Here is a 24,490-nt window from a genome sequence, read left to right as displayed (position 1 = left end):
AAACGTTCGCTTACCCTAATGGGCTTTGCGGCCATTCTAACGTGTTCACAACTGAACGCTGCACCTATATTAATCCTAGGTGATAGCCTAAGTGCAAGTTATGGTGTCGACGAAGAACGAGGTTGGGTACATTTAATGCAGGGAAAAATGCCACAACATGAGATAATTAATGGCTCAGTGAGTGGTGAAACGACAGCCGGAGGATTACGTAGACTCCCCGCCCTGCTTGACTCTGTCCAGCCTGAACTCATTTTAGTCGAGCTAGGAGGAAATGATGGATTGAGAGGTTTTACACCCCAACAACTGAAAGAAAATCTTACAAAAATAATTACTTTAGCTAAGTCTCAAGGGAGTCAGGTTCTCCTTTCTGAGATCATGGTGCCACCAAATTACGGCCCTCGATATGCAAAAATGTTTAATCAAGTCTATGCCGATCTAGCTGTCGAACATCAAATTACCCTGATGCCATTTTTTATGACAGAGATAGCGACCAAACCAGAATATATGCAAAGAGATGGTATTCACCCTAATGCATTCGCCCAAAATGACATCGCAGAGTTTGTCATACCTTGGATTGAAAAGGTGTTGTAGATCCCATAACCACCCAAAAATTTGATATTCAATTGTTAGAGAGGACAAATATCTGTAAAGTTTTCGTCCTTTTAAATATGGGTCATTTGACTTCAGGAGAAGGCTTTTGCAAAGTCGATTCAACAAGGCCAGTATCGTTTCTGGCATCTTAGCAGTCTGTTCACCTTTACTTTTTGTATCCAGCGCATCTGCAACCACGCCCATGAAACCAGCGGCTCAACAGATTGTTCCAGCTCAGCTCTACCCTCCGGCTGATGCCTCATATGACTGGATTCAGTTAACTTCATTTGAACTATTAAAAGGCGAAATTAAAAACCTTTATGATGACAAACTTGAGTTTAAAAGTGATGAGTTGGACACCTTATATATCGACTGGGAAGACATCAAAGTACTGCAAAGTACTGCAAAGTACTGGCATCGTCAGTGTTGGTTTTACCGACTTAAGCACCAAAACAGGTAAATTATTAGTTAAAGACGACAAAACATTTATCGGTAACGATGAGTTTGATCGCACTAAGATCATGACCATCATTGCCGGTGAGCAGACCGAAGCTAACTACTGGTCCAGTAAGATATCTTTAGATGCAAATCTTCGTTCTGGTAATACCAAGCAAGTTGATTACAGCGCCATTGCTAACACTCAACGTCGCACCACAGAGTCTAGATATAACCTTGATTATTTAGGGAACTACTCTAAGACTGAAGGCGAAAACAATATCAATAATCATCGTATTAACACTTACTTTGACTGGTATTTATCAAAACACTTTTATTTGCGACCTGTATTTGCCGAAATCTACACGGATCCGATTAAAAACATTCAATATAAAACCACCCTAGGTTTAGGTTTGGGTTACGACATCATCGATACTTCAAAAACACAATGGAGCATCAGTGGTGGTCCGGCGTACACTTACAATAAGTTTGACAATGTCGCCGTTGATCAAAAAGAGAGTGAAAGCAGTGCGGCAATGGTCATTGAAACCGTATTTGATACAGAGGTAACCAGTGACATCGATTTCAATACCTTATATCGACTTCAATATGGTAATGAGACCTCCGGTGGATACACGCATCATGCCGTTGCTGCTTTTTCAATTGAGTTAACCGATATGTTCGATCTTGACTTGTCATTTGTCTGGGATCATACCAATAGACCACAACCGGATTCAGATAACATCATGCCTAAACAAAATGATTATCAATTTATCATAGGTTTTGGCATCGACATCTAGTTTGACGATGACTATCAGGCCACCTTGTGGCCTGATATGTTAACTATTCAGTATAATCCGCCACTGTCGTTGCTTATAACACTTTCATCTCCGGCCTCTATGTTTTATCCCGCTCTTTTTTCAAATATTTTTAATCTTGCCTTATCTTGACTCTCTGTTTACTTAAGTATTCTTATTATTGTTTTATAAAGAAAAATACAACCGACTACGTTTAACTCATGCACAGACTCACTTGATAACAACTTGTTAATCACTTGTTGGCCGGATCTCACATTGCTTATATGGTACGTCAGTGCAATCTAAGAAAGGAATAATAAAAATAAGTAGGAGACGCTATGTTCAACAAGAAACCATCATGGTTACTGCCCTCAATTGTGGCCAGTGCCGTCGCGTTAAGTCTAAGCGGATGTTCATCCGATGATGACGAGCCCGTTGTAGAGGAGCCCGTCGTTACCCCGACTCCCGATCCAGCTCCAAGCTTCCCTGAGGGAGCCATCATGATCGAAGATGGAGAAAATCTAACCATCCGAATTCAGGAAGCCTTAATCAACGCCCAGAGCAATGATGTCATCGTGTTGCCTAAAGGTAATTTTAAAATAGCATCAACTCTCCTATTCGACGGGGATGTCGATGGCGATGGCTCCATGGCAAAAAATATCACCATTATGGGATATGGCATGGATGAGACCGTTTTAGACTTCTCAGAATCCCTCACTGGCGATGGTATCTTCGTCCAAAATGCCGTTAACATCATCATTCAAGATCTCTCTGTTAATGAAGCCAAAAATAACGGCATTAAACTTAAGAATACTAACGGGATCATACTCAGACGTTTAGCGACAGTCTGGGAAGGTGAGCTCGATGAAGATAATGGTGCATATGGTCTCTACCCCGTTGAATGTGAAAATATTCTCATCGAAGATACCTATGTCCGTGGTAGTGCCGATGCGGGTATCTATGTCGGACAATCTGAGTATATTGTGGTTCGCCGCAATATTGCCAAAGAGAACGTTGCCGGTATTGAGATTGAAAACTCAAAGTATGCTGATGTCTATGATAACGAAGCGATGGGCAATACTGGCGGTATTTTAGTCTTTGACTTACCGATTAATAATCACCGATATGGCTCCAGTGTTCGTATTTTCAATAATAAAATTTACGATAACAACACCAAGAATTTCGCCAATGCCTCAGCCAATCCGGCTGGGGTACATATCGTGCCACCGGGCACAGGTATGATTATCCTCGCCACCGATGATGTTGAGATCTTTAATAATGAGATCACCAACCACGATACCATGGGCGTAGCAATAACCAGTTTCTTTATCGCTGAGCCAGATATGAATGCATTTGTGGCCAACTATGGCCAAGCGGATCAGCCCATTGAAGATGGCTGGCGACCCACACCAAGAAATATCTACCTGCACGATAACGTGATAACTGGTTACGGTAAGAAGCCAAATGGTTACCTTATCGACGACATTATCAAGGCTTACCTCTTCACTCACGGGGAGTTTCCGGGCGTGCTCTATGATGGTTTAGGAGAGATGTTATCCAATAACGGTACAGCGGCTTATTTGGGCCTACAGGAAATGCCATTCGCCGAAGATGGCAGCGATAATGTGTGCTCAACCAATAACGGTGATGTTTCTTTTGGTCGCCTCTTTGCTAATGACAACACTGATCCCAGCATCCCTGATGTACTTTATGAAACCACACAAGATAACATCATGAAGTGTGCTCAGCTTAGCTTACCTGTCCATACCGTTACATTCGGTGATCAAATATTTGGTTGTGGCGTCGATGACGATGTGGCTGGCTGTGATGGCGGTATCTTAGTGGGTGGTGGCGGCACCATAGGTGAAGGAGAAGGTGGATTAGACGGCGACGGTGATTTAGCCCTATGTGAAACCACTGGCGATCAAGTCAATTGGGATGCTCTGTTAGGCGCTAACTGTCCAAAACTGTCAGACTATAACCTGTTTGCCGACGAATCAAATCCAACCACAGGCGCGAACTCCGGCGGCTTACCCTATGATATGAATACTCAACTATTTACTGATTATTCTAGTAAATACCGTTTTGTGTTTGTTCCTGAAGGTAAAATTGCAAACTACACAGAAAACGAAAGTATGGATTTTCCTGTTGGTACTGTGCTCAGCAAGACCTTCGCTCTGCCAGCCAATACGGATGAACGTGGCATCGACAACGAAGACATGATTGAGACACGTTTGTTGATCCGTCGTGCAACGGGTTGGTCTGCGCTACCTTATGTCTACAATTCTGAGCAATCAGATGCCACCTTAACCAAAGCGGGTGCGATTCAAGGTAAGCAAGTGATCCATAATGGCGAAACACTCGATTTCGATTATGTAGTGCCAAGCATGAATCAATGTAAGCAGTGTCATCAACTTAAAGCGACACCCGACACACCAGCGGTCTTTGTTCCTATCGGGCCCAAAGCTCGACATCTGAATAAAGATTATGCTTACGCTGAAGGTACCATAAACCAGTTAATGAAATGGCAATCTAGCGGCATACTCCAAGGTGTTCCTGATGTCACGACAATCAACACTGTACCATCCTACTCAGATGCTGATGAATTGAACGTAGCAACACTCTCTGATGAGATGCTAATGGATACGGCTAAGGGCTACTTAGATGTCAACTGTGCCCATTGTCATCGCCCAGAAGGCAATGCTTCAAATACAGGTCTTAACTTGGAATACTGGCGTGAATACGGTGATGGATTCGCCCACGGCACCTGTAAATCACCTGTAGCCTATGGGGGGGGGTCACTGGGTTATGATGTGGTCCCAGGATCACCAGAGAGTTCTATTCTTCACTTCAGAATGGATACCAACGCCCCTGGCGATCGTATGCCAGAGATAGGACGTAGCTTAACCCATGGTGAAGGTACCGCGCTTATCCACGAATGGATTAGACGTCTACCTCTAGCCAGCTGTTCAGAGTAAAGCTGAGTAGCTAATACCGTTAGATATCGCTCTAAAAGGAACCCCAAGGCCGGTTAATACCGGCCTTTTTCTCTACAAAACTCAAGTGGTGATGTATGCGAAACTTAACTCGATTAACGTTTTTACTTCTTTTCCTAAGCGCTTGTGGTGGGGGAGATGAGGCGGACAATCAAGTAGCAGAGACACCAGTGACGCCTCCTGTAGAAACGGATCCCGTAGAGACCACTCCTAGCTCATTGTGCGAGCAGACCACAAGCGTGGTTAACTGGGAAGCTTTAATGAACGAGGATTGTGAGACACTCGCACAATACGGCCTCTTTATCGATCCATCAACTCCTACATCAGCAGCGGTCACTCCTGGAATTGCTTATAGTCTCTCATCAGAGTTATTCACAAATTATGCTAATAAACACAGATTTATGTTCATTCCTGAAGGAAAACAAGCCAGCTATCACCCTACTGACATCTTTGATTTCCCGATAGGGACCGTGTTAACGAAGACCTTCTCCATGCCCTACGACACTCAAGTTAAGGGTGCTGAAAATGAGATTAAGATAGAAACGCGCTTATTGATCCACAGGGAAGCAGGCTGGACGACACTTCCCTATCTTTGGCAAAACGCCACTGCCAAGCTCACAATAGCCGGAGCCAACATCCCACACACCTTAAATCATCAAGGACAAGTAGAATCATTTGAATATCATGTACCAAGTCGCGTGGAATGTAAGCTCTGTCACCAAATAACTCGTGATAATGAAAGTAAGATTGCGCCTATTGGACTCAAGGCTCACCTGTTAAGCCAAGATATTGAATATCAAGGGCAAACAGTCAATCAACTAACACACTGGGAAAGTATGGGTCTGCTATCAAATCTGCCCAGAATCACTGATATTGCTTACGCTCCTTCATTGTTTGATAGCAATGCTAATCTCACCCAAAGAGTGAAAGGATACTTAGACATTAACTGTGCTCATTGTCATAGAGCCGGAGGCTTTGCGAGTATTTCAGGACTTAGGCTGGGATTTCATATCGATCACACCAGCTATCAGTATGGTATATGCAAACAGCCTCCAGGCTGGGACGGAGGTCCTGAAGGACTCTCCTATGACATTGTTCCTGGAGATGGCGAACACTCTATTTTACTTTACAGGCAGGAGCTCAATAGCCCCAAAGACCGCATGCCTTCTATTGGCAGAAGCCTTGTTCATAGTGAAGCGATCATCATTATTAAACAGTGGATTGACTCACTGTCGCCAACGCTGGGCAATTGCCAGAGTTAACGTGTTAGGTAAGATTAATCTACGGGCTTCTCATTGAGACGTAGGAAGTGGCCTGGTGGTTGACCTAGCCAATGTTTAAAGCTTTGACGAAAATGACTCACATCGCCAAACCCCATCACCTCAGCAATATCTTCGATGCTGTGTTCTTCTGATAGAATCAAGCCTATCGCGGCCTGAGAACGCACCTGATCCACCAGTTTTTGATAACTGCTTCCAGCTTGTGAAATCTTACGCCTAAGTGTTCGAGCACTCATATTCTGCCTTACAGCCATCTGCTCCATATTGGGACAATCAGGAAACGATTGACGTAGTTGCTCTAACAAGGCTTCAATATAAGAGGGTTGCTGGGTCGAAATAGGATTGATTCGATTTTTATTGAAAACATAAGTTACGGGTAAAGAAAGAAACTTTTGATCGATTGACCACTCATTAAATTCACTGCCAAATTGCACGTCGGCACCGGTAATTGAAGACAAAAAACTAGCATCTCTTTTCGTCTCAGCAAGGCTGATCCGCTCGAATAGTATTGGCTGCCCAGCTAAACCAGTGCCAATCTTAATTAAACCGCACACACTGTGTTGAAACTGACACGAGTAGCGCTTCTTATTTATTTTACCTGTATTTAGCCAACGTATACGTAACTTCCCCTCCTCATGACTGACTAGAGTATCGGTAAAACTGCCCACGCGTTCAGGATGTGAAAGCACGAACTGTAGGCATTCCCCTATCGTTTTGCATTGATTAAAAAAACTGAGTAAGAAATCCAGATCATTGACCGTATATTGATAGCCCACTTTGGCACCAATCTCTGGATCTTGGGTGTATTGCTGTAAAAACTCCATAGCGAAGTCGGCTTGCCAAACATAAATAAGTTGTAGATGTTCGAGCTCTGACACCCCAACACCAATCTGCAGACATAAACTCTCAACTACCTCATCACCAAAATGCTGTTGCAGATAGTTAAGTAAGTTTCGTAATTGATAGGCCGGATAAGACTGATCACCGACCAACATATTCCGCTTATAACTTTGCACGTAATTCATCAAGAGTCTTCTTTTTTATTCTTATCTATTTTGTATATTATTCAAGGACGATTTGACAGTGTTTTTTAACAAAATGAAAATGAAAAAATAAAAAAGCCTGCGAAATGCAGGCCTTAAATCATATAACAAAGCAGAGAACCACGAGTGTTAACTCATCGCTTGGTTTTTTTCTGCCATTTTGTTAAAAATAGAGTTAACAGATAACGACGCGGCATGGGCTATTTTATCAGCAAATTTTTTCTTTAATTGATATCTCACTTTAATCACTGTGCGCTCTTTCGCCAAATTAAGAATAACATCGTCACTGGTCGAGATAGCATCGATTAACCCAAGCTCAATTGCTTGCTGGCCATACCAATGTTCACCCGTTGCTACTTTAGCCAAATCTAAGTCAGGACGGTAATGTGCGATAAACTCTTTAAACAACTCATGGGTCTCCTCAAGCTCCTGCTGAAACTTCTCACGACCTTCATCGGTATTCTCACCAAAGACAGTTAAAGTACGTTTAAAATCACCCGCAGTGTGCTGCTCATAATCAATATCATGCTTTTTTAACAGTTTATTGAAATTTGGTACTTGAGCTACAACGCCAATAGAACCAACAATGGCAAAAGGGGCTGCGTATATTTTATTCGCCACACAGGCCATCATATATCCACCACTGGCAGCCACTTTATCAACACAGATAGTTAGGTTAATGTTTGCCTGACGCAAACGATCAAGTTGGCTCGAAGCTAAACCATAAGCGTGAACCATACCGCCGCCACTTTCGACATTAACGATGGCTTCATCACCCGGCTCAGCGATAGCAATAATGGCACTGATTTCTTCACGTAATGAAGAAACCTCATGGGCATCGATACTGCCTTTAAAATCAATAACAAAAACCCGTGGGTCTATTGTTAGCTCTTTCTGTTCTTTAAGTGCCTTCTCTTTAGCTTTCTCATCAGCTTTTAGTTGCTTCTCATAAGCTTTAAACTGCTGCTTACTGTAGAGGTCCTCTTTAAGATCATGTTGTAGTTCTTTAAGCTCTTCAGAGAGATTGGTCAGTCTTAGCTCACCTTTGCCCCCTTTTTGCTTAATAGCAGAAGCTAAAACAACAATCACGACCGCAATAATTGATAACACCACAGTGATCGCTTTAGCGAAAAACATTCCATACTCGTACAAAAATTCCAAAATATGCTCCAGCAAACTGCTCTATGTTCAATCGAAAATAAGCGTCATTCTAACAGTTTCAAATAGCAAAAGGAGCATAAAAAAAGAATGGGATAAAAAAACCCAGCAAACGCTGGGTTTTTACACAAACTAACAGATTAAATGTGTTTCAATGACAACTTAACCTGAAGGTTAAGGACATTTTTTAATAACACTTGAGTCCTGAATAATAATACCCGCACTCCCCTTACTTGCCGTAAGAGCATAGCCTGCCACTTGTTGCTGCATCTCAATTGTTGCAGCTGCAGAGCCTTCAACACCTGCAGGGCTGACAATCGAACTGTGATGACCTTTAACGAATCGTACAGCACCTGAAGCACCTGTTGTTGTCGTCTCTACACACGCCAACCCTAAATGGGTGATTAATGGTTCAGTACCTGATATAGGAAAGTTTGCAACAGTATTTGGCAACACTTGATCCGGCAGATGCATATCACCGTCACCGACCACTTCAATCAAATGAATTGGGAGCTCAGTCGCCTTAAGCATAGCAGCATGGTTAATTGGATCTGCACTATCTACAGCCGTCTGCACAGCAAACGCAAATGTAGGCAAGAACCCAGCATAAACCGCTTGAACAAGAGCAGCATACTCAGCTGACCCAGGTTCATAACCAGCAATATTGGCCGCATCAACCAAGTCTTGAAAAGTATCACTTGCAGTAACATTAGCGAACAGTAAAGGACCGAATGTCGCTGAACCGATAAAGGTACCGGCAAATCCACCACTTGGCGCCACTAACGAGGTCGCATTAATCTTATAAACATAACTTAAATCAAGTCCTGACTCAGGATGAATCACGCCAGTGCTTGCATAGGTAGAGAAGTTTGTACCGACAATTGCGCCTAAACTTAACCCTTGTGCACTGATATTATTAATATCAAACATCTGTGGGTACTGAGCTTGTGCAAGTGCGCCCGCCAGTCCCGTTAATGAAGCACGTAAAGCCAGGTGATCATTGGTTGCTTGACGGAAGTTATCACGCACACTTAAGGTACTTTCAATGTTAATAAATACTAAGGGATTACCATTTGCGAAAGCATTTGGCTGTCCAATTACAGCCCCATAAGAGGGGTCTGAGGCTGATACTGCATATACGCCTTCACCATTAGCGCCAAATGAACGTGCACCATGGAGCGGCATATCGATGGCGATAGTCGCAATCCCCATGGCAGCGTAAGTTCCTGCGTAGGCAAGAGACATCTCTTTACCACCGCCTAAACCATGCATAGCAATAGTCGTAGGCCATCCAGCTGTAGGCGGTGTAAAGTTTAATCCATTGTCAGCGCTAAATTGTGCCACTCGCTCTGCATTTGGCATAGAGATGAGCACAGGTACAGTTTCTTGGCCTGTGGGCTGTACAATAGGATTGAATTTGGTCAGATGTTTTGCTTTATCAGCTGCAGTGTCATCATCTAATAACCAAGTTTTTCCAGCTAAAAGCGCAGGGTTGGCAAGTGCTGCAGTAGGATCAATACCATAAGCTGCAGCCTGCATGCCAAACTTAGTTTGACTCATAGTACCAGCTTGCAGAGCAAGCAACACTGATACAGGGCTATCTCCCAGCGCCTTCCAAGAACCACTGATACCTGAACATTTTGTTGAATCACAATGGCCAAAAGTCGGAATCGTCAGCTCTGCCGTATAAACATCCGCTAAATTCGATACTGCATATGCATCACCATCAGCAGGCGTTAGGCCTGCAGCTTGTGCAACTGTGATCCCTAAAGGATGCGGTTGTGGAAGCGAGATAGAAGGTGCATAGGGATTGCCGGGTGTTGGATCTAACATCAACAATTTTGTCGTCTCATAAACATCCACAACTGACTGTGTCGTGAAGAGACCTGAATAACTGAGTGTTTCAGCATCAACACCATGAGCTGTCGCTAAGCCTTTTTCAAAACTGTTAACCAACGTCTGCAGAGTTAGCTGAGATTCTGTTTCAAGTGGATGAGTCTCAATATCCAACCTTACACTGGTATACGTTGCTGATGCCGCAATCGGTTGACTGGCACTATCTTGAATAAGGTTTGTCGTTACATAAATATAAGACTGATTGGCTTTTAACGGCTTTAGCGGCACGATTGCAATCGTACTGCCTGAAGCTTTAGAGACAAAGTCGACACCAAATGTCAGTTCATCTCCCACCTTACAGGCAGAAGCTGATGGCGCCGCCTTACATTCAGGATCCGATGAAAGAGGACCACCAACGGTGGCTTCGAACATTCTCACCGCACCAGGCTGGAAAACCGAAGCGGCATCTAAGGTCAGTGCTTTACCATCATGATCACTGGCTAATTCTACAGTAATAGAGATTGGGGATGTAGTAGACCAACCATCTAGTGCACCAATTGCCATAGAGGGATCAGTGTAATCACTTGTACCATCAGCCATTTCACCAGGCATATTGATGGTACCATCACTAGTACCACTGAATAAAAGATCATTCGGCAAGGGTAATGTTCGTTTAGCGGGATCAGCATTACCGGGATCAAAAGCAATATGAGATTCAGGGATCAGAATATCTGCCTTCTCTCTTAATTCATCTACAGTGTCCCCGCCACAGCCCGTTAATCCAAGCGCAGATGCAATCGCAACACCCAAAAAGAGTCTTTTCATCTTTGTTCCCCAAATCTTGTTGTAATAATTTTTGTTTTCCCCAAAAAATTTGGTCACAATAGACAATAATTGAATGACCAAACAGGACTTTTAGAAGTCCCTACCTAAGTTCAAGTTAACGCAAATATATTGACTTAGCTACATTTTTGTCACAAACGCACAGTGAATACACGAACAATAATTAATCATTTGTTTTAAACATCTGTTTATCACATCAGTGACTCTAGAGGTGGCGGGCTTTTCCGCCGATAGGAAATATTGACTCATGTTGGAATATCAAGCTGCAAAAGATCTACTTATTAACAAAACAATTTTAATCACAGGCGCAGGAGACGGCATAGGTCGGGCAGCGGCCATCTGTTTTGCAAAGCATGGTGCTACGGTGATCTTACTCGGCAAAACAGTCAAAAAGCTGGAAGCTGTCTATGATGCAATTGAGCAAGCGGGTTGCCCAAAACCTGCCATCGTACCTATGGATCTCAAAGGTGCCACAGAACAAAACTATATCGATATGGCTGAGACCATAGAGGAACAATTTGGTCACTTAGATGGGCTCTTACATAATGCGGGCATGTTAGGCGTTCTAGGCCCCTTTAAACATATCTCAATGGATTCAGTAAAAGAGGTGATGCAGGTGAATGTCATTGCTGAGATAATGCTGACTAAAGCCTTACTCCCTGTAATGAAGAAGTCACCACAGGCTTCATTGGTGTTCACATCAAGCAGCGTCGGCCGACAAGGCAAAGCCTTCTGGGGTGAGTATGCTATCTCTAAGTTTGCCACCGAAGGCATGATGCAAGCTATTGCGGATGAATATGAAGATTCAAATCTTCGGGTAAATAGTATCAATCCAGGAGCAACACGCACAAGTATGCGGGCCAATGCTTACCCAGCTGAAAACCAACAAACCCTTAAAAGCCCTGAAGAGATAATGAGTACATATCTTTATCTGATGGGCAATGACTCCATCGAGATTAACGGGCAGCAATTTAACGCTCAGTAACCGATAAATGAGGGAGTATTTCACTCCCTTTTTTCACTTTACTGTGACGATCAGATATCAATTTCAGCAAAGTAAATCGCTGTTCTTCCCTCATGGGATGAGTAATAGCTTACCTTTAAACATCCCTTATCAAGCACCACTCCGGCATAACTGCTATCACCACCAGAGGGGAGACTTATCAACTCTGTGATCTTAGCTAACTGGGCATCTATTTCAACCACACTGGTTCTGATCTTGCCGTCATAAAGGCGCACGACAGCATAATGATGGCCTTGATAATAAAAGCTCACTGGCCCACCAATTCGTTTATCTAACTCCTGCCACTTCCAGTATTGATAAGGCGGCCTAGAATATCCTAAAAGAGCAGTCTCTGCGGGGCCCCAAACTGGATCTCGTCTCAGCAGGCAGTGTGCATTATCGTGTTCATCAAAAAACAGACCTGATTCGTTTACATAGCCCTGTTTATTCAAGTTTTTAAATATCCGAGTAAAGTAATGACCATCTAAACTCTTATATAAACTCACGTAGCCTTTAGGTTTTGGAAGATAGGAGATCCCCCACAGCACGTTTTTATGCAAACAAAATCGCCACAACCAGTCATTAGGCCTAGCGACCTCTGCAGGGGCAGACCAAGAAATCCCATCAATAGATCGCCAAACATAGGACTGCCTCTCCTGTTTAACGCGCAAAATAAAATTACCCACGCCTAACAGCAACAGTTCTTCCCCATACACCACAAGTTTACCATCTCTCAAATCTGCATGACTCATCTGGAACAGTGCTGCAGATCCCCAGTTTTTACCTTCATCAAGGGATCGAATGATTCGCAGTGCACCATCGTCTGATACATGGGCACTTGCTTCGCGAAATACACAATACAAAACATCACGAAAACGCACCATGTCGGTGAATGCATTATGATCCGCCAAGTCCCAGATTTTATTCACTGACATCAATTTCATGATAAAGCCTAATGGTTGCAGTTAAACTATATATAGCACGGTATCGAATGAATGCTCCTTACGCTATGGCACTTCCCCTGAATTGCAGACACAAAAAAGGCCGCGTTAGCGACCTTTTTCTAGTATAAACTTGCAGTTAACGCTGACGCGTATTTTTACTGACATTGGTTTTGTGTTTACTTACAGCACGCTTGATCTTAGCACTCTTCACTTTAGCACGAGCAACACTGTGTTTATCTGTGCCTAGCATAGTGCGGTTTTCGTTATCGAGTCCAGCGGTCTTTCTTAGGTAGTTGACCTGTTCAAGCTCCAACTCAATCCAACCACCGCGAGGCAGTGACTTGGGTAATTCGATCATACCGTAACGAATACGAATAAGGCGACTCACTTGAACTTCCTGAGACTCCCATAAACGACGGACTTCACGGTTACGGCCTTCAGCCAGTGACACATGCCACCACTTGTTCATGCCTTCGCCGCCAGCCGCTTTGATTTTGTCAAAGTGTGCCGGACCATCTTCCAGTGTCACACCGGTACGCAGTCGCTGAATACAAGCATCAGTTACTTCACCGAATGTACGCACAGCATATTCACGCTCAACTTCGTTCGATGGATGCATCAGGCGATTAGCCAACTCTCCATCTGAAGTAAATAGCAATAATCCTGATGTATTGATATCCAGACGTCCAACTGCAACCCAACGTGAATCTCGGGTCTTAGGAAGACGATCGAAAACCGTTGGTCTACCTTCAGGGTCTTTACGACTGCAGATCTCACCTTCCGGTTTGTGATAAGCAATCACGCGACAAATGAGATCATCTTCAGACTTAACCGTAATCGCGCGTCCGTCGATACGAATTTTCACATCGCCTTCTACTCGATCACCAAGACTGGCTATCTCACCATCAACACTAATTCGGCCTGCAGCAATCCATGCCTCCATCTCACGACGGGAGCCATGGCCTGCACGGGCCAAGACTTTCTGCAATTTTTCACTCATTACTAGACTCTTCTCTATTTTGTGTATCTTTAGGCTCTGCTTCATCGGCAGGAGCACCAATATCCGGTGTTTCATCAACTGAGCCCGAAATATTTGATGCCGCTGCATTTGAAAACAGGGCCGCTAGTGACTCAGGATCAGACAGAGGAGGTAAATCCGCTATCGTATCTAAGCCAAAGTAAGCTAAAAAGTCTGTCGTTGTTGCATATAGCGCCGGTCTTCCCGGTACCTCTTTATGCCCCACCGCTCTAATCCAATGTCTATCGGATAGACTTTTCATTGTGTGGCTACTTACCGCCACACCTCGAATAAATTCTATGTCACCTCGAGTGACGGGTTGACGATAGGCTATCACCGCCAAGGTTTCTAATGTGGCTCTCGAATATTTTGGCGACTTTTCCTGCCACATACTTTGTAAATACGGGCTTAACGCTTCGATCGTTTGAAATCGATACCCACCAGCAACCGCGACTAACTCAATGCCACGCCCTTGGTAATCTTCTTGTAACTCTTCAATCGCTAATTTAATTCTAGCTCTTGATACATTAAAGTTTACCAGCACTGTTTCTCTTAAGCTTTTAATCGTTACCGCTTTACCCAATACAAACAGGCCAGCTTCAATAAGCTGCTTAAGCTGGTCAGGGTTTATCTGCAATAGTTTACTTGTTGACAATCAATTCGTCCTAGCGAGTAAGGTTATGATATTATTAACAGCTGCTCAGTCACCAACACACTTAGACTATCAAAGAGTAACATCATCAATAGGCTTTCACGTGTATCGTTGAAAATGGCTCGGCTTGTATCAACTCCACTAAGAGCTCTTTCACCAACTCCATCAGCGCTAAGAAACTCACAACCACACCAGTCCGCCCCTCTTTTGCATCAAAAAGCGCTTCAAACGGTAAATACTCTTCACCGTCTAACAAAGCGAGTATCTGTATCATTCGCTCGCGGGTCGACAAGACTTCACGTTTAACCTGATGATCAACCGTCGCCTCAACCCGTTGAAGTACAGCAGCAAAGGCCCTTGCCATATCCGCTAATGACACCTGTGGCGGCAATAACACTGGCTTGATATCTGGCGCTGGTGTCACTTTAGCCTGAAAAAAATCTCGTTCGAGTCGAGGCAGCGCATCTAACTCTTGTTGCGCCTCTTTAATCACCTCATAAGCTTTCAATTGACGGATCAACTGAGCCCGAGGGTCCTCTTCATCTTCATCATCACTCTTAGGACGCGGTAACAGTAAACGAGACTTAATCTCAGCTAGCGTTGCAGCCATCACCAAATAGTCTGCGGCAAGCTCAACTCGCGCCCCCTGAAGCAAGTCGATATACTCTAAATACTGCTCCGTCACTGGCCAAATGGGCAACTCAACCACATCTAATTTCTGTTTACGGATCAGATATAAAAGCAGATCTAACGGCCCTTCAAAAGATTCGAGAAAGACCTCCAAAGCTTCAGGCGGTATAAACAAATCGATCGGAAATTGTTTGATCGGTTTGCCTCTGACAATGGCCAAAGGTAAACGTATTTGAGTCCCCTGCATCACTGCCCTCTATACCAAGAATTCCTTAGAGTGAATTGTCCAAATTAACGACCCATGACCTAAGAAAGCGCGCGATTATACCCTGTTAAGTTAACATTTCACAGACTTTAACCCGAGTTTACGTAAACGAGCTAATATCACCCGCTCCTTCACGTAAAATCTCAATATCTCCTTCAGAGAGATCGATAACAGTGGTCTGCTTTTGACCTAAGTAGCCACCATGAATAATCACATCCACTTGATGTTCTAAAATATCACGAATATGTTCAGGATCGGATTCTGCAAACTCCTCTCCAGGCATAATCAAGCTGGTAGACATTAACGGTTCATCGAGGGCCTCAAGCAGTGCCAAAGCAATCACATTGTCTGGCACTCTTATTCCAATCGTCTTCTTCTTCGGATTCAATAAGCGCTTTGGCACCTCTTTACTCGCTTTGAAAATAAAGGTGTAAGGGCCTGGCGTGTTATGTTTAAGCACTCGATAGGCTTGATTATCCACTTTAGCGTAAGTAGACAATTCAGATTGATCACGACACATTAAGGAGAAGTTATGATCGTTATCTATCTGCCTGATCCGCGCAATACGGCTCATGGCATCTTTTTCACCAAGTAGGCAGCCTAAGGCGTAGCCTGAATCTGTTGGGTAGACAATCACACCGCCATTTTTAATGGCATTGACCGCTTGATTGATCAAACGGGCTTGTGGATTTTCTTCATGTACATAAAAAAACTGACTCATCTCGATTCCATCCATCACCATCTGACCACATTAGCCGATGGGAAATTTTAGTCTAAATAAACATTATTTGGCCGAAGTAAACACTCGCTTAAGCACTAGCCAAGGGCCAACTATCCATCTGCCACACCCAATTAACACCAGGAGGTTGATACATACTTTTACCCAATTCTGTCCAGCTTCCCGGAAAATGAAAGTCACTTCCCAATGATGCTAGCAACTCATGTTGTAAGCATTGAGAGATTAAAAAGTTTCTGGCATCGACAGTCTGTTGACTGAGCACCACTTCCATGGCATCACCTGCCGCCTCTTTAAACTCCCTAACTAACCGCTTAACCCACTTTGTCGACAATTTGTAGCCGCTTGGGTGAGCTAACACAGCAATTCCACCGGCTTTATGTATCACTTCAATGGCCGTCGCCATGTCTGACCAATTGTTAGGCACATAACCGATTTTCCCACGTGCCAAATACTTCTTAAACACATTAGCCATGCTCGTTGCATAGCCCTTATCAGCAAGCCAACGCGCATAGTGGCCACGACTTAATGCCGCATCACCAGCAATGGCTCTTGCGCCAGCATAAGCTCCGTCAATACCAGCCTTTGCGAGTCGCTCACCAATCTCTTTCGCCCTCAACTCACGTAAACTACGTTGATGAATCAAAAAATCATCAAGGTCGCTATCATTAGGATCAATATTCAAGGCCACAATATGAATGTCATGGTTATGCCAGCGCGTTGAGATTTCGACACCATTAATTAATCGAAGTGGTGTCTCATGACTATTGTTATAGGCATGAGCCTCTGTTAAACCTGCGGTGGTATCATGATCGGTAATGGCGAACATTTGTACCCCATTAACGATCGCTCTTTCTACCAAATCAGAGGGGGTCAACATGCCATCGGAGGCCGTCGTGTGGCTATGTAGATCGGCCAATAAAGTTTCATCTGTCATAGGCTTATTCTACTTGAGTTTGTTAGCAAAAGGGGAATTAACATCAACGGGGATATAATTTCATCATTCTGCCAACACTATTGTAATTGTGTATCTAAGATATAAACTAAAAATATGACAATTTTTAAAAGATTCAATTGACATGGTTCACTCGCAAATGCTTTTATATAGGCATTGGGAGCATAAAGATGCTCCGCTCTATTTTACATGATTTTATACTTACCATTTCAAGGGTTAGAATGAACACACGTTTTCAAGCACAAAACATTAATTGGTGGTGGCACTTCCCAAATTAGCGGGTAGTGTGAAACTCTGTGCTCATGTAAAAGAGACAAGATTCAACAAGAAGCCCGCATAGATTGCGGGCTTTTTTGTACTTGAAATTTAACACAAAAAATAAAGATCAGCCCCTATTGCGATACAAGACAATAAGATAAGCGAGACATTAGATGAAAATAGCTCACGTGACGTCAAGTAAGGAGAGGATCACCTATCATGCGGACCCTCTGCGCTTATACCAGCAACTTACCCAAGATGCGCCACACACAATGTTACTCGAATCCGCTGAAATTGAGAGCAAAGACCATCTAAAAAGCATGGTGATGACTCATAGCGCCATGATGATACGTTGTGATGGCTACCAACTCACTTTCACCGCATTAACCGATAATGGTCTGCAACTGTTAACGCCAATACAAACGTTCTTTAATGATGCTCACAGCGAGCTCAATGAACACATTTTAACGCTAACATTGGTTAAAGAGAGAGAGATATTAGATGAGGATGCCAGACTCAAGTCGAGCTCTCCTCTCGATGGCTTGCGCGCGTTAGTCAAAGAGATCAGTTGTGGTGAGACACCAGCATTTGAAGATCTGTTTTTAGGTGGCGTATTGGCTTATGACTTAATTGACACCGTCGAGCCGCTCCCTGAAGTCCCTCAAGGTAAAAACACTTGTCCCGATTATCTGTTTTACCTCGCCGAAACATTGATTCTTATTGATCATCAACAGCAACAAGCTGACATTGTTTCGCACCTGTTTAGCACCCAAGATTCACCCGCATCACCTGAACTAAAAAACCAATTATTAAAGCGAGTACAAAGCCTACAAGCTCAAGCTGAGCAAACCTCAGTGATTGACCCTTTAATCCCTGTAACCGCTGATACCCAAGTTAATATCAGTGATGATGCGTTTAAACAAATGGTACAAGACCTAAAATCACATATTATTGCTGGTGACATTTTTCAAGTGGTACCTTCACGTAGTTTTAGCCTACCTTGTCCTAACACATTAGGCGCTTATCGTGCGCTACGCTTAACTAACCCCAGCCCCTATATGTTCTACTTTCGGGGTCAAGACTTTACCCTTTTTGGCGCGTCTCCAGAGAGCGCGCTAAAATATGAAACCCACACCAATCAAGTTGAGATCTACCCTATAGCAGGAACACGCCAACGCGGAAAAACCGCCGATGGCGAGATAGATTTCGATCTCGATAGCCGCATTGAACTTGAACTGAGACTGGATAAAAAAGAGCTATCTGAACATCTAATGCTGGTCGATTTAGCCCGCAACGATGTGGCCCGCATCAGTCAAAGTGGTACACGAAAAGTCGCAGAGTTATTGAAAGTCGACCGTTACTCCCACGTGATGCACTTAGTCAGTCGCGTAACAGGTCAACTGCGCAGCGATCTCGATGCGCTCCATGCCTATCAAGCATGCATGAACATGGGCACGTTAACCGGTGCACCTAAAGTGAGTGCAGCTCAACTGATCCGTGGAGCTGAAAAAAGCCGCCGTGGCAGTTATGGTGGCGCAGTAGGTTATCTAAACAGTTTGGGAGACATGGATACCTGTATTGTCATTCGCGCTGCTTTTGTTAAAGACGGCACAGCTTATATCCAAGCAGGTGCTGGGGTCGTGTTTGACTCAGATCCACAAGCAGAAGCTGATGAAACCAGACAAAAAGCCCAAGCAGTGATTTCAGCCATTAAAATGGGAGGTGGACTATGAAACTGTATCTACTCGATAATTTCGACTCGTTTACCTACAACTTAGTCGATCAATTCAGAAGTTTAGGCTATGAAGTTGTCATTTACCGTAACGATGTCGACGCCAAGTTTATTGCCGACAAGCTACTCAATGAAAAGAATAAAGCGGCGCTAGTGCTCTCACCTGGCCCTGGTGCTCCCCACGAAGCAGGTTGCTTAATGGCGCTCATTGGCCTGCTTGCAGGTAAAGTCCCCATGCTTGGGATCTGTCTTGGACATCAGGCCATAGTAGAGCATTACGGCGGAAAAGTTGAGCGAGCAAACCAAGTGGTTCACGGCAAAGCCAGTCCAATTTATCATCAAGCAAGCGGCATATTTAACAATCTCCCCTCTCCTCTGCCTGTTGCTCGTTATCACAGCCTCGTTGCCACTGTGGTGCCTGATTGTTTAGATGTGATAGCAACCACGGAATCGATGCCCATGGCTATCTCCCACAAAAGCCATCAAGCAATTGGATTTCAGTTTCACCCAGAATCCATTCTCACCACACTTGGCAGCCAGCTGCTTATTCAAACGTTAAACGAGTTAACCGGCATTAATCGCCATCAAGGAGTTAATGCATGAGCCAAAATCTGAACAAGTCAGCTGATCTGCAACCGATACTAGATAAACTCTTCGCTGGGGACTCAGCCACTCGAGAAGAAACCAAGCAACTGGTCAGTAGTATCATCGCCGGAGAGATGAGTGAGGTTGCCATGGCCGGTATGCTCGTTGCAATGAAGATGCGCGGTGAAACCATAGATGAAATATCCGGCGCCGCTGATGCCTTGCGTAGCGCAGCTAAAGCTTTTCCTGCGCCTTGTGAAATAACTCGTGAACAAGGAATTGTCGATATCGTTGGCACTGGCGGTGATGGCCATAACACCATCAATATTTCCACTACCGCCGCCTTTGTTGCCGCCGCCGCTGGAGCCAAAGTGGCAAAACATGGTAATCGCAGCGTCTCAAGTAAATCTGGCTCATCGGATCTACTAGCACAATTTGGCATAGACCTCACTATGGCGCCTGAAACAGCCCGTGATTGCTTGGATGAACTCGGCTTGTGCTTTCTATTTGCTCCTCACTATCACGGCGGCGTGCGTCACGCAGTGCCAGTGCGCCAAGCCTTGAAAACTCGCACCCTGTTTAACGTACTTGGGCCGCTTATTAACCCATCACATCCGGATTTTATCGTTTTAGGCGTATACAGCGCCGAATTGGTGGCGCCGATAGCCGAAGTATTAAAAGCTTTAGGCATGAAGCGCGCTATGGTGGTCCATGGCAGCGGACTTGATGAAGTGGCCATACACGGCGACACCTTAGTGTGTGAGCTCAATAATAATGTCATCACACAGTACACCTTAACCCCTGAGGATTTAGGTGTAACCCAAGGTCAATTAACAGATTTAGAGGGCGGGACACCCATTGATAATGCCGAATTCACACGAGCAATCTTACAAGGAAAAGGACTACTGGCCCACAGCCACGCTGTTGCCGTAAATGCGGGGTGCGCCCTGTACATTTCAGGCGTATGTGATAGCGTCAAATCCGGAACGCAGCGGGCACTAGAGACCATCGCCAGTGGTAAAGCGTATCAACTACTTGAGCAGCTCGCTAACGCTAGCACTGCTGCTAAATAATATGTCAGGAGTCACAGTGAGCTATTCATCTACAGAAGAAGTCAGCAATGTACTAACAAGAATTGTCGACACCAAAGCTGACCATATTGCCGCTTTAAAAATACGCTTCCCTGAAGCAAGTTTGCAGCCAAAGATATCTGATCGAAGCTTATTTGATGCATTAAAAGCCCCCAACGCTGGTTTTATTTTCGAGTGTAAAAAAGCCAGTCCTTCTAAGGGCCTTATCCGCGAGCATTTTGATGTCCAAGCGATAGCCGATGTTTATAATCATTACGCTGCGTGCATCTCAGTGCTTACTGACGAGCAATTTTTTCAAGGTGACATGGATTATATTCCTCAAGTCCGCGCTCGGGTTAAACAACCGATATTATGCAAAGACTTTTTCGTTGACACCTATCAAGTTAAATTAGCCGCACACCAAGGCGCCGACGCTATTTTATTAATGTTGTCGGTACTGGACGATAAGCAATACCGCAAGCTTGCTACAGAGGCTGAAAAATACAGCTTAGATATACTGACAGAAGTGAGTAACGAAGCTGAACTCAAGCGAGCCATCGACTTGAATGCCGCAATTATTGGCATCAACAACCGTAACCTGCGTGACCTGTCGACAGATTTAGCCACCACAGAGGAGCTCGCACCTCATATTCCTGCCGATCGCGTGGTGATAAGTGAGTCTGGCATATACAACCAAGCCCAAGTACGCCGTTTAAGCCCACTCGTTGATGGTTTCCTTGTGGGCAGCTCCTTGATGGCCGCTGATGATTTAGACTTAGCCTGTCGTACGCTCACTCTTGGCCATAACAAGGTGTGCGGACTGACATCCGTTGTTGACAGCAACAACGTAGCTGATGCTGGCGCGGTGTACGGCGGACTTATTTTTGCTAAAAAATCACCGCGGTATATCAGCCCAGAGCAAGCACTGGTCCTCACTCAAGCGCAGCGGGCTACCGATAAACAACTCTATTTTGTCGGTGTGTTTGTCAACGAAGTGCCTGAACATATCGCTGAAGTTGCCTCACAACTTGACCTCTATGCAGTACAGCTCCATGGCAACGAATCTGAATATGAGATAAGCCAAGTACGCAACGCATTAGCGGCCGCAGATAGCACGGCACAGATCTGGAAAGCTATCCCCATTGATGTTGATGCAACCGCCAGTGAATTATCTATCCCAACCAATGTTGAGCGTATCTTGTTTGATAGCAAGAGCAGCAAGGCAAGCGGCGTTCAGTTTGGCGGCACTGGCCTCACCTTTAACTGGCAACAACAACTTCCAAACAAACAAGACGCCATGCTCGCAGGCGGTTTAGATGCAGACAATGCCAGCAGCGCTGCCACCCAGGGCTTCTACGGACTGGACTTTAACTCAGGGTTAGAGCTGACACCGGGGCAGAAAGATCACCAAAAGGTTGCAGCAGCCTTTCGCGCCCTAAGGCAGTATTAATAAATAGTATTTTTGACATATTGCCTAAATGGCACCAATTAACGCCACCGTCTCTTTAACGAAAGTGGCACACATAGAGATGCAAAGCAGATCTATTTAAGGATATCAAATGACTAAGCTCGACCCCTACTTCGGCGAATATGGTGGTATGTACGTACCACAAATATTAATGCCTGCACTGAGACAGTTAGAAACTGCATTTATTGAAGCACAAGAAGATGAAGCATTTCAGGCCGAGTTTACCGATCTACTCAAAAACTATGCCGGTCGTCCAACAGCCCTAACGCTTACGCGCAACTTGAGTCCAAATCCATTAGTTAAAATTTACCTCAAACGTGAAGACTTACTTCATGGTGGCGCGCACAAGACCAATCAGGTATTAGGTCAGGCTTTACTGGCTAAACGTATGGGTAAAAAAGAGATCATTGCCGAAACTGGCGCCGGTCAACATGGTGTCGCGACGGCCCTAGCCTGTGCACTTCTCGGTCTCAAGTGTAAAGTGTACATGGGCGCAAAAGATATCGAGCGTCAATCGCCAAACGTATTTCGAATGAAACTGATGGGTGCAGAGGTTATTCCTGTCACATCGGGTTCATCCACGTTAAAAGATGCTTGTAATGAAGCGATGCGTGACTGGTCCGGCAGTTATGAAAAAGCCCATTATCTACTCGGTACTGCGGCAGGTCCACACCCTTTCCCGACTATCGTACGTGAGTTCCAGCGCATGATAGGTGAAGAAACGAAGAAACAGATCCTTGAACGTGAAGGCCGCTTGCCCGATGCTGTTATCGCCTGTGTTGGCGGCGGGTCCAACGCAATCGGTATGTTTGCCGATTTTATCGATGAACCTAGTGTGCAGCTTATTGGCGTTGAACCTGCAGGATTAGGCATAGATACGCCGATGCATGGCGCACCACTTAAGCATGGTAAAACAGGCATTTTCTTCGGCATGAAAGCACCTTTGATGCAAGATAAGGAGGGGCAAATTGAGGAGTCATACTCAGTCTCTGCAGGCCTTGATTTTCCGTCGGTAGGCCCACAGCATGCACATTTGGCTGCAACAGGACGCGCAACCTATGAGTCAGCAACCGACGATGAGGCATTAGATGCTTTCCAACTACTGGCTCGCTGCGAAGGGATCATCCCAGCGTTAGAATCTGCTCATGCCATAGCTTACGCCGTCAAACTGGCGCAAAAAGCCACAAAAGAGACCCTATTAGTGGTTAATCTATCGGGCCGTGGCGATAAAGACATCTTTACCGTAGCTGACATATTAGAGGAGCGCGAGAAATCACAAACGAGTCAGCAAAAAGAGGAGAGTGGCAATGACTGAATTTAAACAAGCAGGCCGTTATAAGGCAACTTTTGCCGCACTAAAAGAGAAAAATCAAGGTGCATTTGTCCCTTTTGTCACCTTAGGCGACCCAAGCCCTGCGCTTTCACTAAAGATTATCGACTGCCTAGTTGAAAATGGCGCTGATGCACTAGAGCTAGGCTTCCCCTTCTCTGATCCTTTGGCTGATGGTCCGGTTATCCAAGGAGCAAATTTACGTTCACTCGCTGCGGGTACCACACCAACTCAGTGTTTTGAAATGCTGACGCTTATTCGGGCTAAATACCCAGAGCTGCCTATCGGACTGCTCCTCTATGCAAACTTAGTGTTTGCTAACGGTATCGACGTTTTTTACGCTAAAGCAAAAGCCGCTGGCATCGATTCGGTATTGATCGCTGATGTGCCAGTTGAAGAAGCGGATCCATTTATCACATCGGCTAAAGCCCATGGCATTGCACCTATCTTTATCGCTCCGCCTAATGCAGATCGTGACACCCTTCAGCTTGTCAGCGAAAAAGGAGAAGGATATACCTACCTCTTATCACGTGCAGGTGTCACGGGTACAGAGTCTAAAGCGGGTATGCCTATTGGTGATATTTTATCTCGACTCAAGGAGTTTAACGGCGCACCACCACTGCTAGGTTTTGGTATTGCTGAGCCAGCTCAAGTAAAACAAGCCATTCAAGCTGGCGCAGCTGGTGCCATTTCAGGCTCTGCAGTGGTAAAAATTATCGAAGCCAATAAAAACAATGAAATAGAACTTCTTGCTCAATTAGGTGAATTCACCCGCAAAATGAAAGCTGCAACCGAGTAAGATTCATATCATCTACACAAAAATAGCGCCAAATAGGCGCTATTTTATTATTTGTACCATTTATCT

General features: G+C 44.6%; 21 protein-coding genes and 1 other annotated feature. Of the genes, 12 read left to right on the top strand and 9 right to left on the bottom strand.

Annotation, left to right across the window (positions count from 1 at the left end):
• Positions 1–18 precede the first annotated feature (18 nt).
• From HWQ47_RS10550 to HWQ47_RS10530, 5 genes are all read left to right on the top strand, one after another.
• On the top strand, positions 19–591 hold the full coding sequence (locus HWQ47_RS10550) for an arylesterase (RefSeq protein WP_269971721.1): 573 nt from the start codon (positions 19–21) through the stop codon (positions 589–591).
• 106 nt (positions 592–697) lie between these two features.
• Complete coding sequence (locus tag HWQ47_RS10545) at positions 698–1,051, top strand: hypothetical protein (protein ID WP_269971074.1); 354 nt, start codon at positions 698–700, stop codon at positions 1,049–1,051.
• A complete protein-coding gene (locus HWQ47_RS10540; RefSeq protein ID WP_269971073.1) occupies positions 939–1,826 on the top strand; it encodes a DUF481 domain-containing protein in 888 nt (295 codons plus the stop codon). Before HWQ47_RS10545 ends, HWQ47_RS10540 begins: the two co-directional genes overlap by 113 nt.
• Before the next feature lie 335 nt (positions 1,827–2,161).
• Positions 2,162–4,801: a parallel beta-helix domain-containing protein gene (locus HWQ47_RS10535; RefSeq protein WP_269971072.1), complete on the top strand. Its 2,640-nt coding sequence runs from the start codon at positions 2,162–2,164 to the stop codon at positions 4,799–4,801.
• Positions 4,802–4,896: 95 nt separating this feature from the next.
• Entirely contained in the window at positions 4,897–6,081 is a 1,185-nt protein-coding gene (locus HWQ47_RS10530) for an SO2930 family diheme c-type cytochrome (RefSeq protein ID WP_269971071.1), read from the top strand.
• 14 nt (positions 6,082–6,095) lie between these two features.
• Here the strand turns inward: HWQ47_RS10530 and HWQ47_RS10525 are convergent, their stop codons facing one another.
• The 3 genes from HWQ47_RS10525 to HWQ47_RS10515 all read right to left on the bottom strand — a co-directional run bounded on the left by HWQ47_RS10525 (position 6,096) and on the right by HWQ47_RS10515 (position 10,961).
• Positions 6,096–7,124 (bottom strand): AraC family transcriptional regulator, encoded by a 1,029-nt coding sequence (locus tag HWQ47_RS10525; protein WP_269971070.1) that lies wholly within the window; start codon positions 7,122–7,124, stop codon positions 6,096–6,098.
• 147 nt (positions 7,125–7,271) lie between these two features.
• Positions 7,272–8,303: a protease SohB gene (gene sohB / locus HWQ47_RS10520; RefSeq protein ID WP_269971069.1), complete on the bottom strand. Its 1,032-nt coding sequence runs from the start codon at positions 8,301–8,303 to the stop codon at positions 7,272–7,274.
• Between the two features lie 171 nt (positions 8,304–8,474).
• Positions 8,475–10,961, bottom strand: a complete 2,487-nt coding sequence (locus tag HWQ47_RS10515) for a VolA/Pla-1 family phospholipase (protein WP_269971068.1) — start codon at positions 10,959–10,961, stop codon at positions 8,475–8,477.
• Positions 10,962–11,226: 265 nt separating this feature from the next.
• On the opposite strand from HWQ47_RS10515, the gene HWQ47_RS10510 reads away from it, so the two are divergent.
• Entirely contained in the window at positions 11,227–11,964 is a 738-nt protein-coding gene (locus tag HWQ47_RS10510; protein WP_269971067.1) for a YciK family oxidoreductase, read from the top strand.
• Between the two features lie 50 nt (positions 11,965–12,014).
• Here the strand turns inward: HWQ47_RS10510 and HWQ47_RS10505 are convergent, their stop codons facing one another.
• The 6 genes from HWQ47_RS10505 to rnm all read right to left on the bottom strand — a co-directional run bounded on the left by HWQ47_RS10505 (position 12,015) and on the right by rnm (position 17,164).
• On the bottom strand, positions 12,015–12,926 hold the full coding sequence (locus HWQ47_RS10505) for an exo-alpha-sialidase (protein ID WP_269971066.1): 912 nt from the start codon (positions 12,924–12,926) through the stop codon (positions 12,015–12,017).
• Between the two features lie 136 nt (positions 12,927–13,062).
• Entirely contained in the window at positions 13,063–13,926 is an 864-nt protein-coding gene (gene rluB, locus HWQ47_RS10500; protein ID WP_269971065.1) for a 23S rRNA pseudouridine(2605) synthase RluB, read from the bottom strand.
• The gene (gene scpB / locus HWQ47_RS10495) at positions 13,919–14,581 is read right to left on the bottom strand and encodes an SMC-Scp complex subunit ScpB (RefSeq protein ID WP_269971720.1); all 663 of its coding nucleotides are present in this window, start codon (positions 14,579–14,581) and stop codon (positions 13,919–13,921) included. The genes rluB and scpB overlap by 8 nt, the downstream gene beginning before the upstream one ends.
• A 103-nt stretch (positions 14,582–14,684) precedes the next feature.
• On the bottom strand, positions 14,685–15,473 hold the full coding sequence (locus tag HWQ47_RS10490; protein ID WP_269971064.1) for a segregation and condensation protein A: 789 nt from the start codon (positions 15,471–15,473) through the stop codon (positions 14,685–14,687).
• A gap of 118 nt (positions 15,474–15,591) precedes the next feature.
• Positions 15,592–16,212 (bottom strand): L-threonylcarbamoyladenylate synthase, encoded by a 621-nt coding sequence (locus HWQ47_RS10485; RefSeq protein WP_269971063.1) that lies wholly within the window; start codon positions 16,210–16,212, stop codon positions 15,592–15,594.
• A gap of 88 nt (positions 16,213–16,300) precedes the next feature.
• Positions 16,301–17,164 carry an RNase RNM gene (gene rnm / locus HWQ47_RS10480; RefSeq protein ID WP_269971062.1) on the bottom strand — a complete coding sequence of 288 codons (864 nt, stop codon included), beginning with the start codon at positions 17,162–17,164 and terminating at the stop codon, positions 16,301–16,303.
• A 266-nt stretch (positions 17,165–17,430) separates the two neighbouring features.
• Positions 17,431–17,539 (top strand) — a sequence feature (Trp leader region).
• Positions 17,540–17,613: 74 nt separating this feature from the next.
• On the opposite strand from rnm, the gene HWQ47_RS10475 reads away from it, so the two are divergent.
• From HWQ47_RS10475 to trpA, 6 genes are all read left to right on the top strand, one after another.
• The gene (locus HWQ47_RS10475; protein ID WP_269971061.1) at positions 17,614–19,173 is read left to right on the top strand and encodes an anthranilate synthase component 1; all 1,560 of its coding nucleotides are present in this window, start codon (positions 17,614–17,616) and stop codon (positions 19,171–19,173) included.
• Entirely contained in the window at positions 19,170–19,775 is a 606-nt protein-coding gene (locus HWQ47_RS10470; RefSeq protein WP_269971060.1) for an aminodeoxychorismate/anthranilate synthase component II, read from the top strand. Before HWQ47_RS10475 ends, HWQ47_RS10470 begins: the two co-directional genes overlap by 4 nt.
• Positions 19,772–20,830, top strand: a complete 1,059-nt coding sequence (gene trpD / locus HWQ47_RS10465) for an anthranilate phosphoribosyltransferase (protein ID WP_269971059.1) — start codon at positions 19,772–19,774, stop codon at positions 20,828–20,830. Before HWQ47_RS10470 ends, trpD begins: the two co-directional genes overlap by 4 nt.
• Before the next feature lies 1 nt (position 20,831).
• Positions 20,832–22,277 carry a bifunctional indole-3-glycerol-phosphate synthase TrpC/phosphoribosylanthranilate isomerase TrpF gene (trpCF, locus tag HWQ47_RS10460; RefSeq protein WP_326515613.1) on the top strand — a complete coding sequence of 482 codons (1,446 nt, stop codon included), beginning with the start codon at positions 20,832–20,834 and terminating at the stop codon, positions 22,275–22,277.
• A gap of 109 nt (positions 22,278–22,386) precedes the next feature.
• The gene (gene trpB, locus HWQ47_RS10455; protein ID WP_269971057.1) at positions 22,387–23,610 is read left to right on the top strand and encodes a tryptophan synthase subunit beta; all 1,224 of its coding nucleotides are present in this window, start codon (positions 22,387–22,389) and stop codon (positions 23,608–23,610) included.
• Positions 23,603–24,424: a tryptophan synthase subunit alpha gene (gene trpA / locus HWQ47_RS10450; RefSeq protein ID WP_269971056.1), complete on the top strand. Its 822-nt coding sequence runs from the start codon at positions 23,603–23,605 to the stop codon at positions 24,422–24,424. Before trpB ends, trpA begins: the two co-directional genes overlap by 8 nt.
• Positions 24,425–24,490 lie beyond the last annotated feature (66 nt).

It is taken from the genome of Shewanella sp. MTB7, from assembly GCF_027571385.1.
In the GTDB taxonomy this organism is placed as follows: domain Bacteria; phylum Pseudomonadota; class Gammaproteobacteria; order Enterobacterales; family Shewanellaceae; genus Shewanella.
This window is presented reverse-complemented; position numbering and strand designations above follow the sequence as displayed.

Bases quoted from the DNA above. Each gene is read 5' to 3' on its own strand.
- HWQ47_RS10550 (WP_269971721.1), top strand. From the start codon at position 19: ATGGGCTTTGCGGCCATTCTAACGTGTTCACAACTGAACGCTGCACCT.
- HWQ47_RS10540 (WP_269971073.1), top strand. From the start codon at position 939: ATGAGTTGGACACCTTATATATCGACTGGGAAGACATCAAAGTACTGC.
- HWQ47_RS10535 (WP_269971072.1), top strand. From the start codon at position 2,162: ATGTTCAACAAGAAACCATCATGGTTACTGCCCTCAATTGTGGCCAGT.
- HWQ47_RS10530 (WP_269971071.1), top strand. From the start codon at position 4,897: ATGCGAAACTTAACTCGATTAACGTTTTTACTTCTTTTCCTAAGCGCT.
- HWQ47_RS10525 (WP_269971070.1), bottom strand. From the start codon at position 7,124: ATGAATTACGTGCAAAGTTATAAGCGGAATATGTTGGTCGGTGATCAG.
- HWQ47_RS10515 (WP_269971068.1), bottom strand. From the start codon at position 10,961: ATGAAAAGACTCTTTTTGGGTGTTGCGATTGCATCTGCGCTTGGATTA.
- HWQ47_RS10510 (WP_269971067.1), top strand. From the start codon at position 11,227: ATGTTGGAATATCAAGCTGCAAAAGATCTACTTATTAACAAAACAATT.
- HWQ47_RS10505 (WP_269971066.1), bottom strand. From the start codon at position 12,926: ATGAAATTGATGTCAGTGAATAAAATCTGGGACTTGGCGGATCATAAT.
- rluB (WP_269971065.1), bottom strand. From the start codon at position 13,926: ATGAGTGAAAAATTGCAGAAAGTCTTGGCCCGTGCAGGCCATGGCTCC.
- HWQ47_RS10490 (WP_269971064.1), bottom strand. From the start codon at position 15,473: ATGCAGGGGACTCAAATACGTTTACCTTTGGCCATTGTCAGAGGCAAA.
- HWQ47_RS10485 (WP_269971063.1), bottom strand. From the start codon at position 16,212: ATGAGTCAGTTTTTTTATGTACATGAAGAAAATCCACAAGCCCGTTTG.
- rnm (WP_269971062.1), bottom strand. From the start codon at position 17,164: ATGACAGATGAAACTTTATTGGCCGATCTACATAGCCACACGACGGCC.
- HWQ47_RS10475 (WP_269971061.1), top strand. From the start codon at position 17,614: ATGAAAATAGCTCACGTGACGTCAAGTAAGGAGAGGATCACCTATCAT.
- HWQ47_RS10470 (WP_269971060.1), top strand. From the start codon at position 19,170: ATGAAACTGTATCTACTCGATAATTTCGACTCGTTTACCTACAACTTA.
- trpD (WP_269971059.1), top strand. From the start codon at position 19,772: ATGAGCCAAAATCTGAACAAGTCAGCTGATCTGCAACCGATACTAGAT.
- trpCF (WP_326515613.1), top strand. From the start codon at position 20,832: ATGTCAGGAGTCACAGTGAGCTATTCATCTACAGAAGAAGTCAGCAAT.
- trpB (WP_269971057.1), top strand. From the start codon at position 22,387: ATGACTAAGCTCGACCCCTACTTCGGCGAATATGGTGGTATGTACGTA.
- trpA (WP_269971056.1), top strand. From the start codon at position 23,603: ATGACTGAATTTAAACAAGCAGGCCGTTATAAGGCAACTTTTGCCGCA.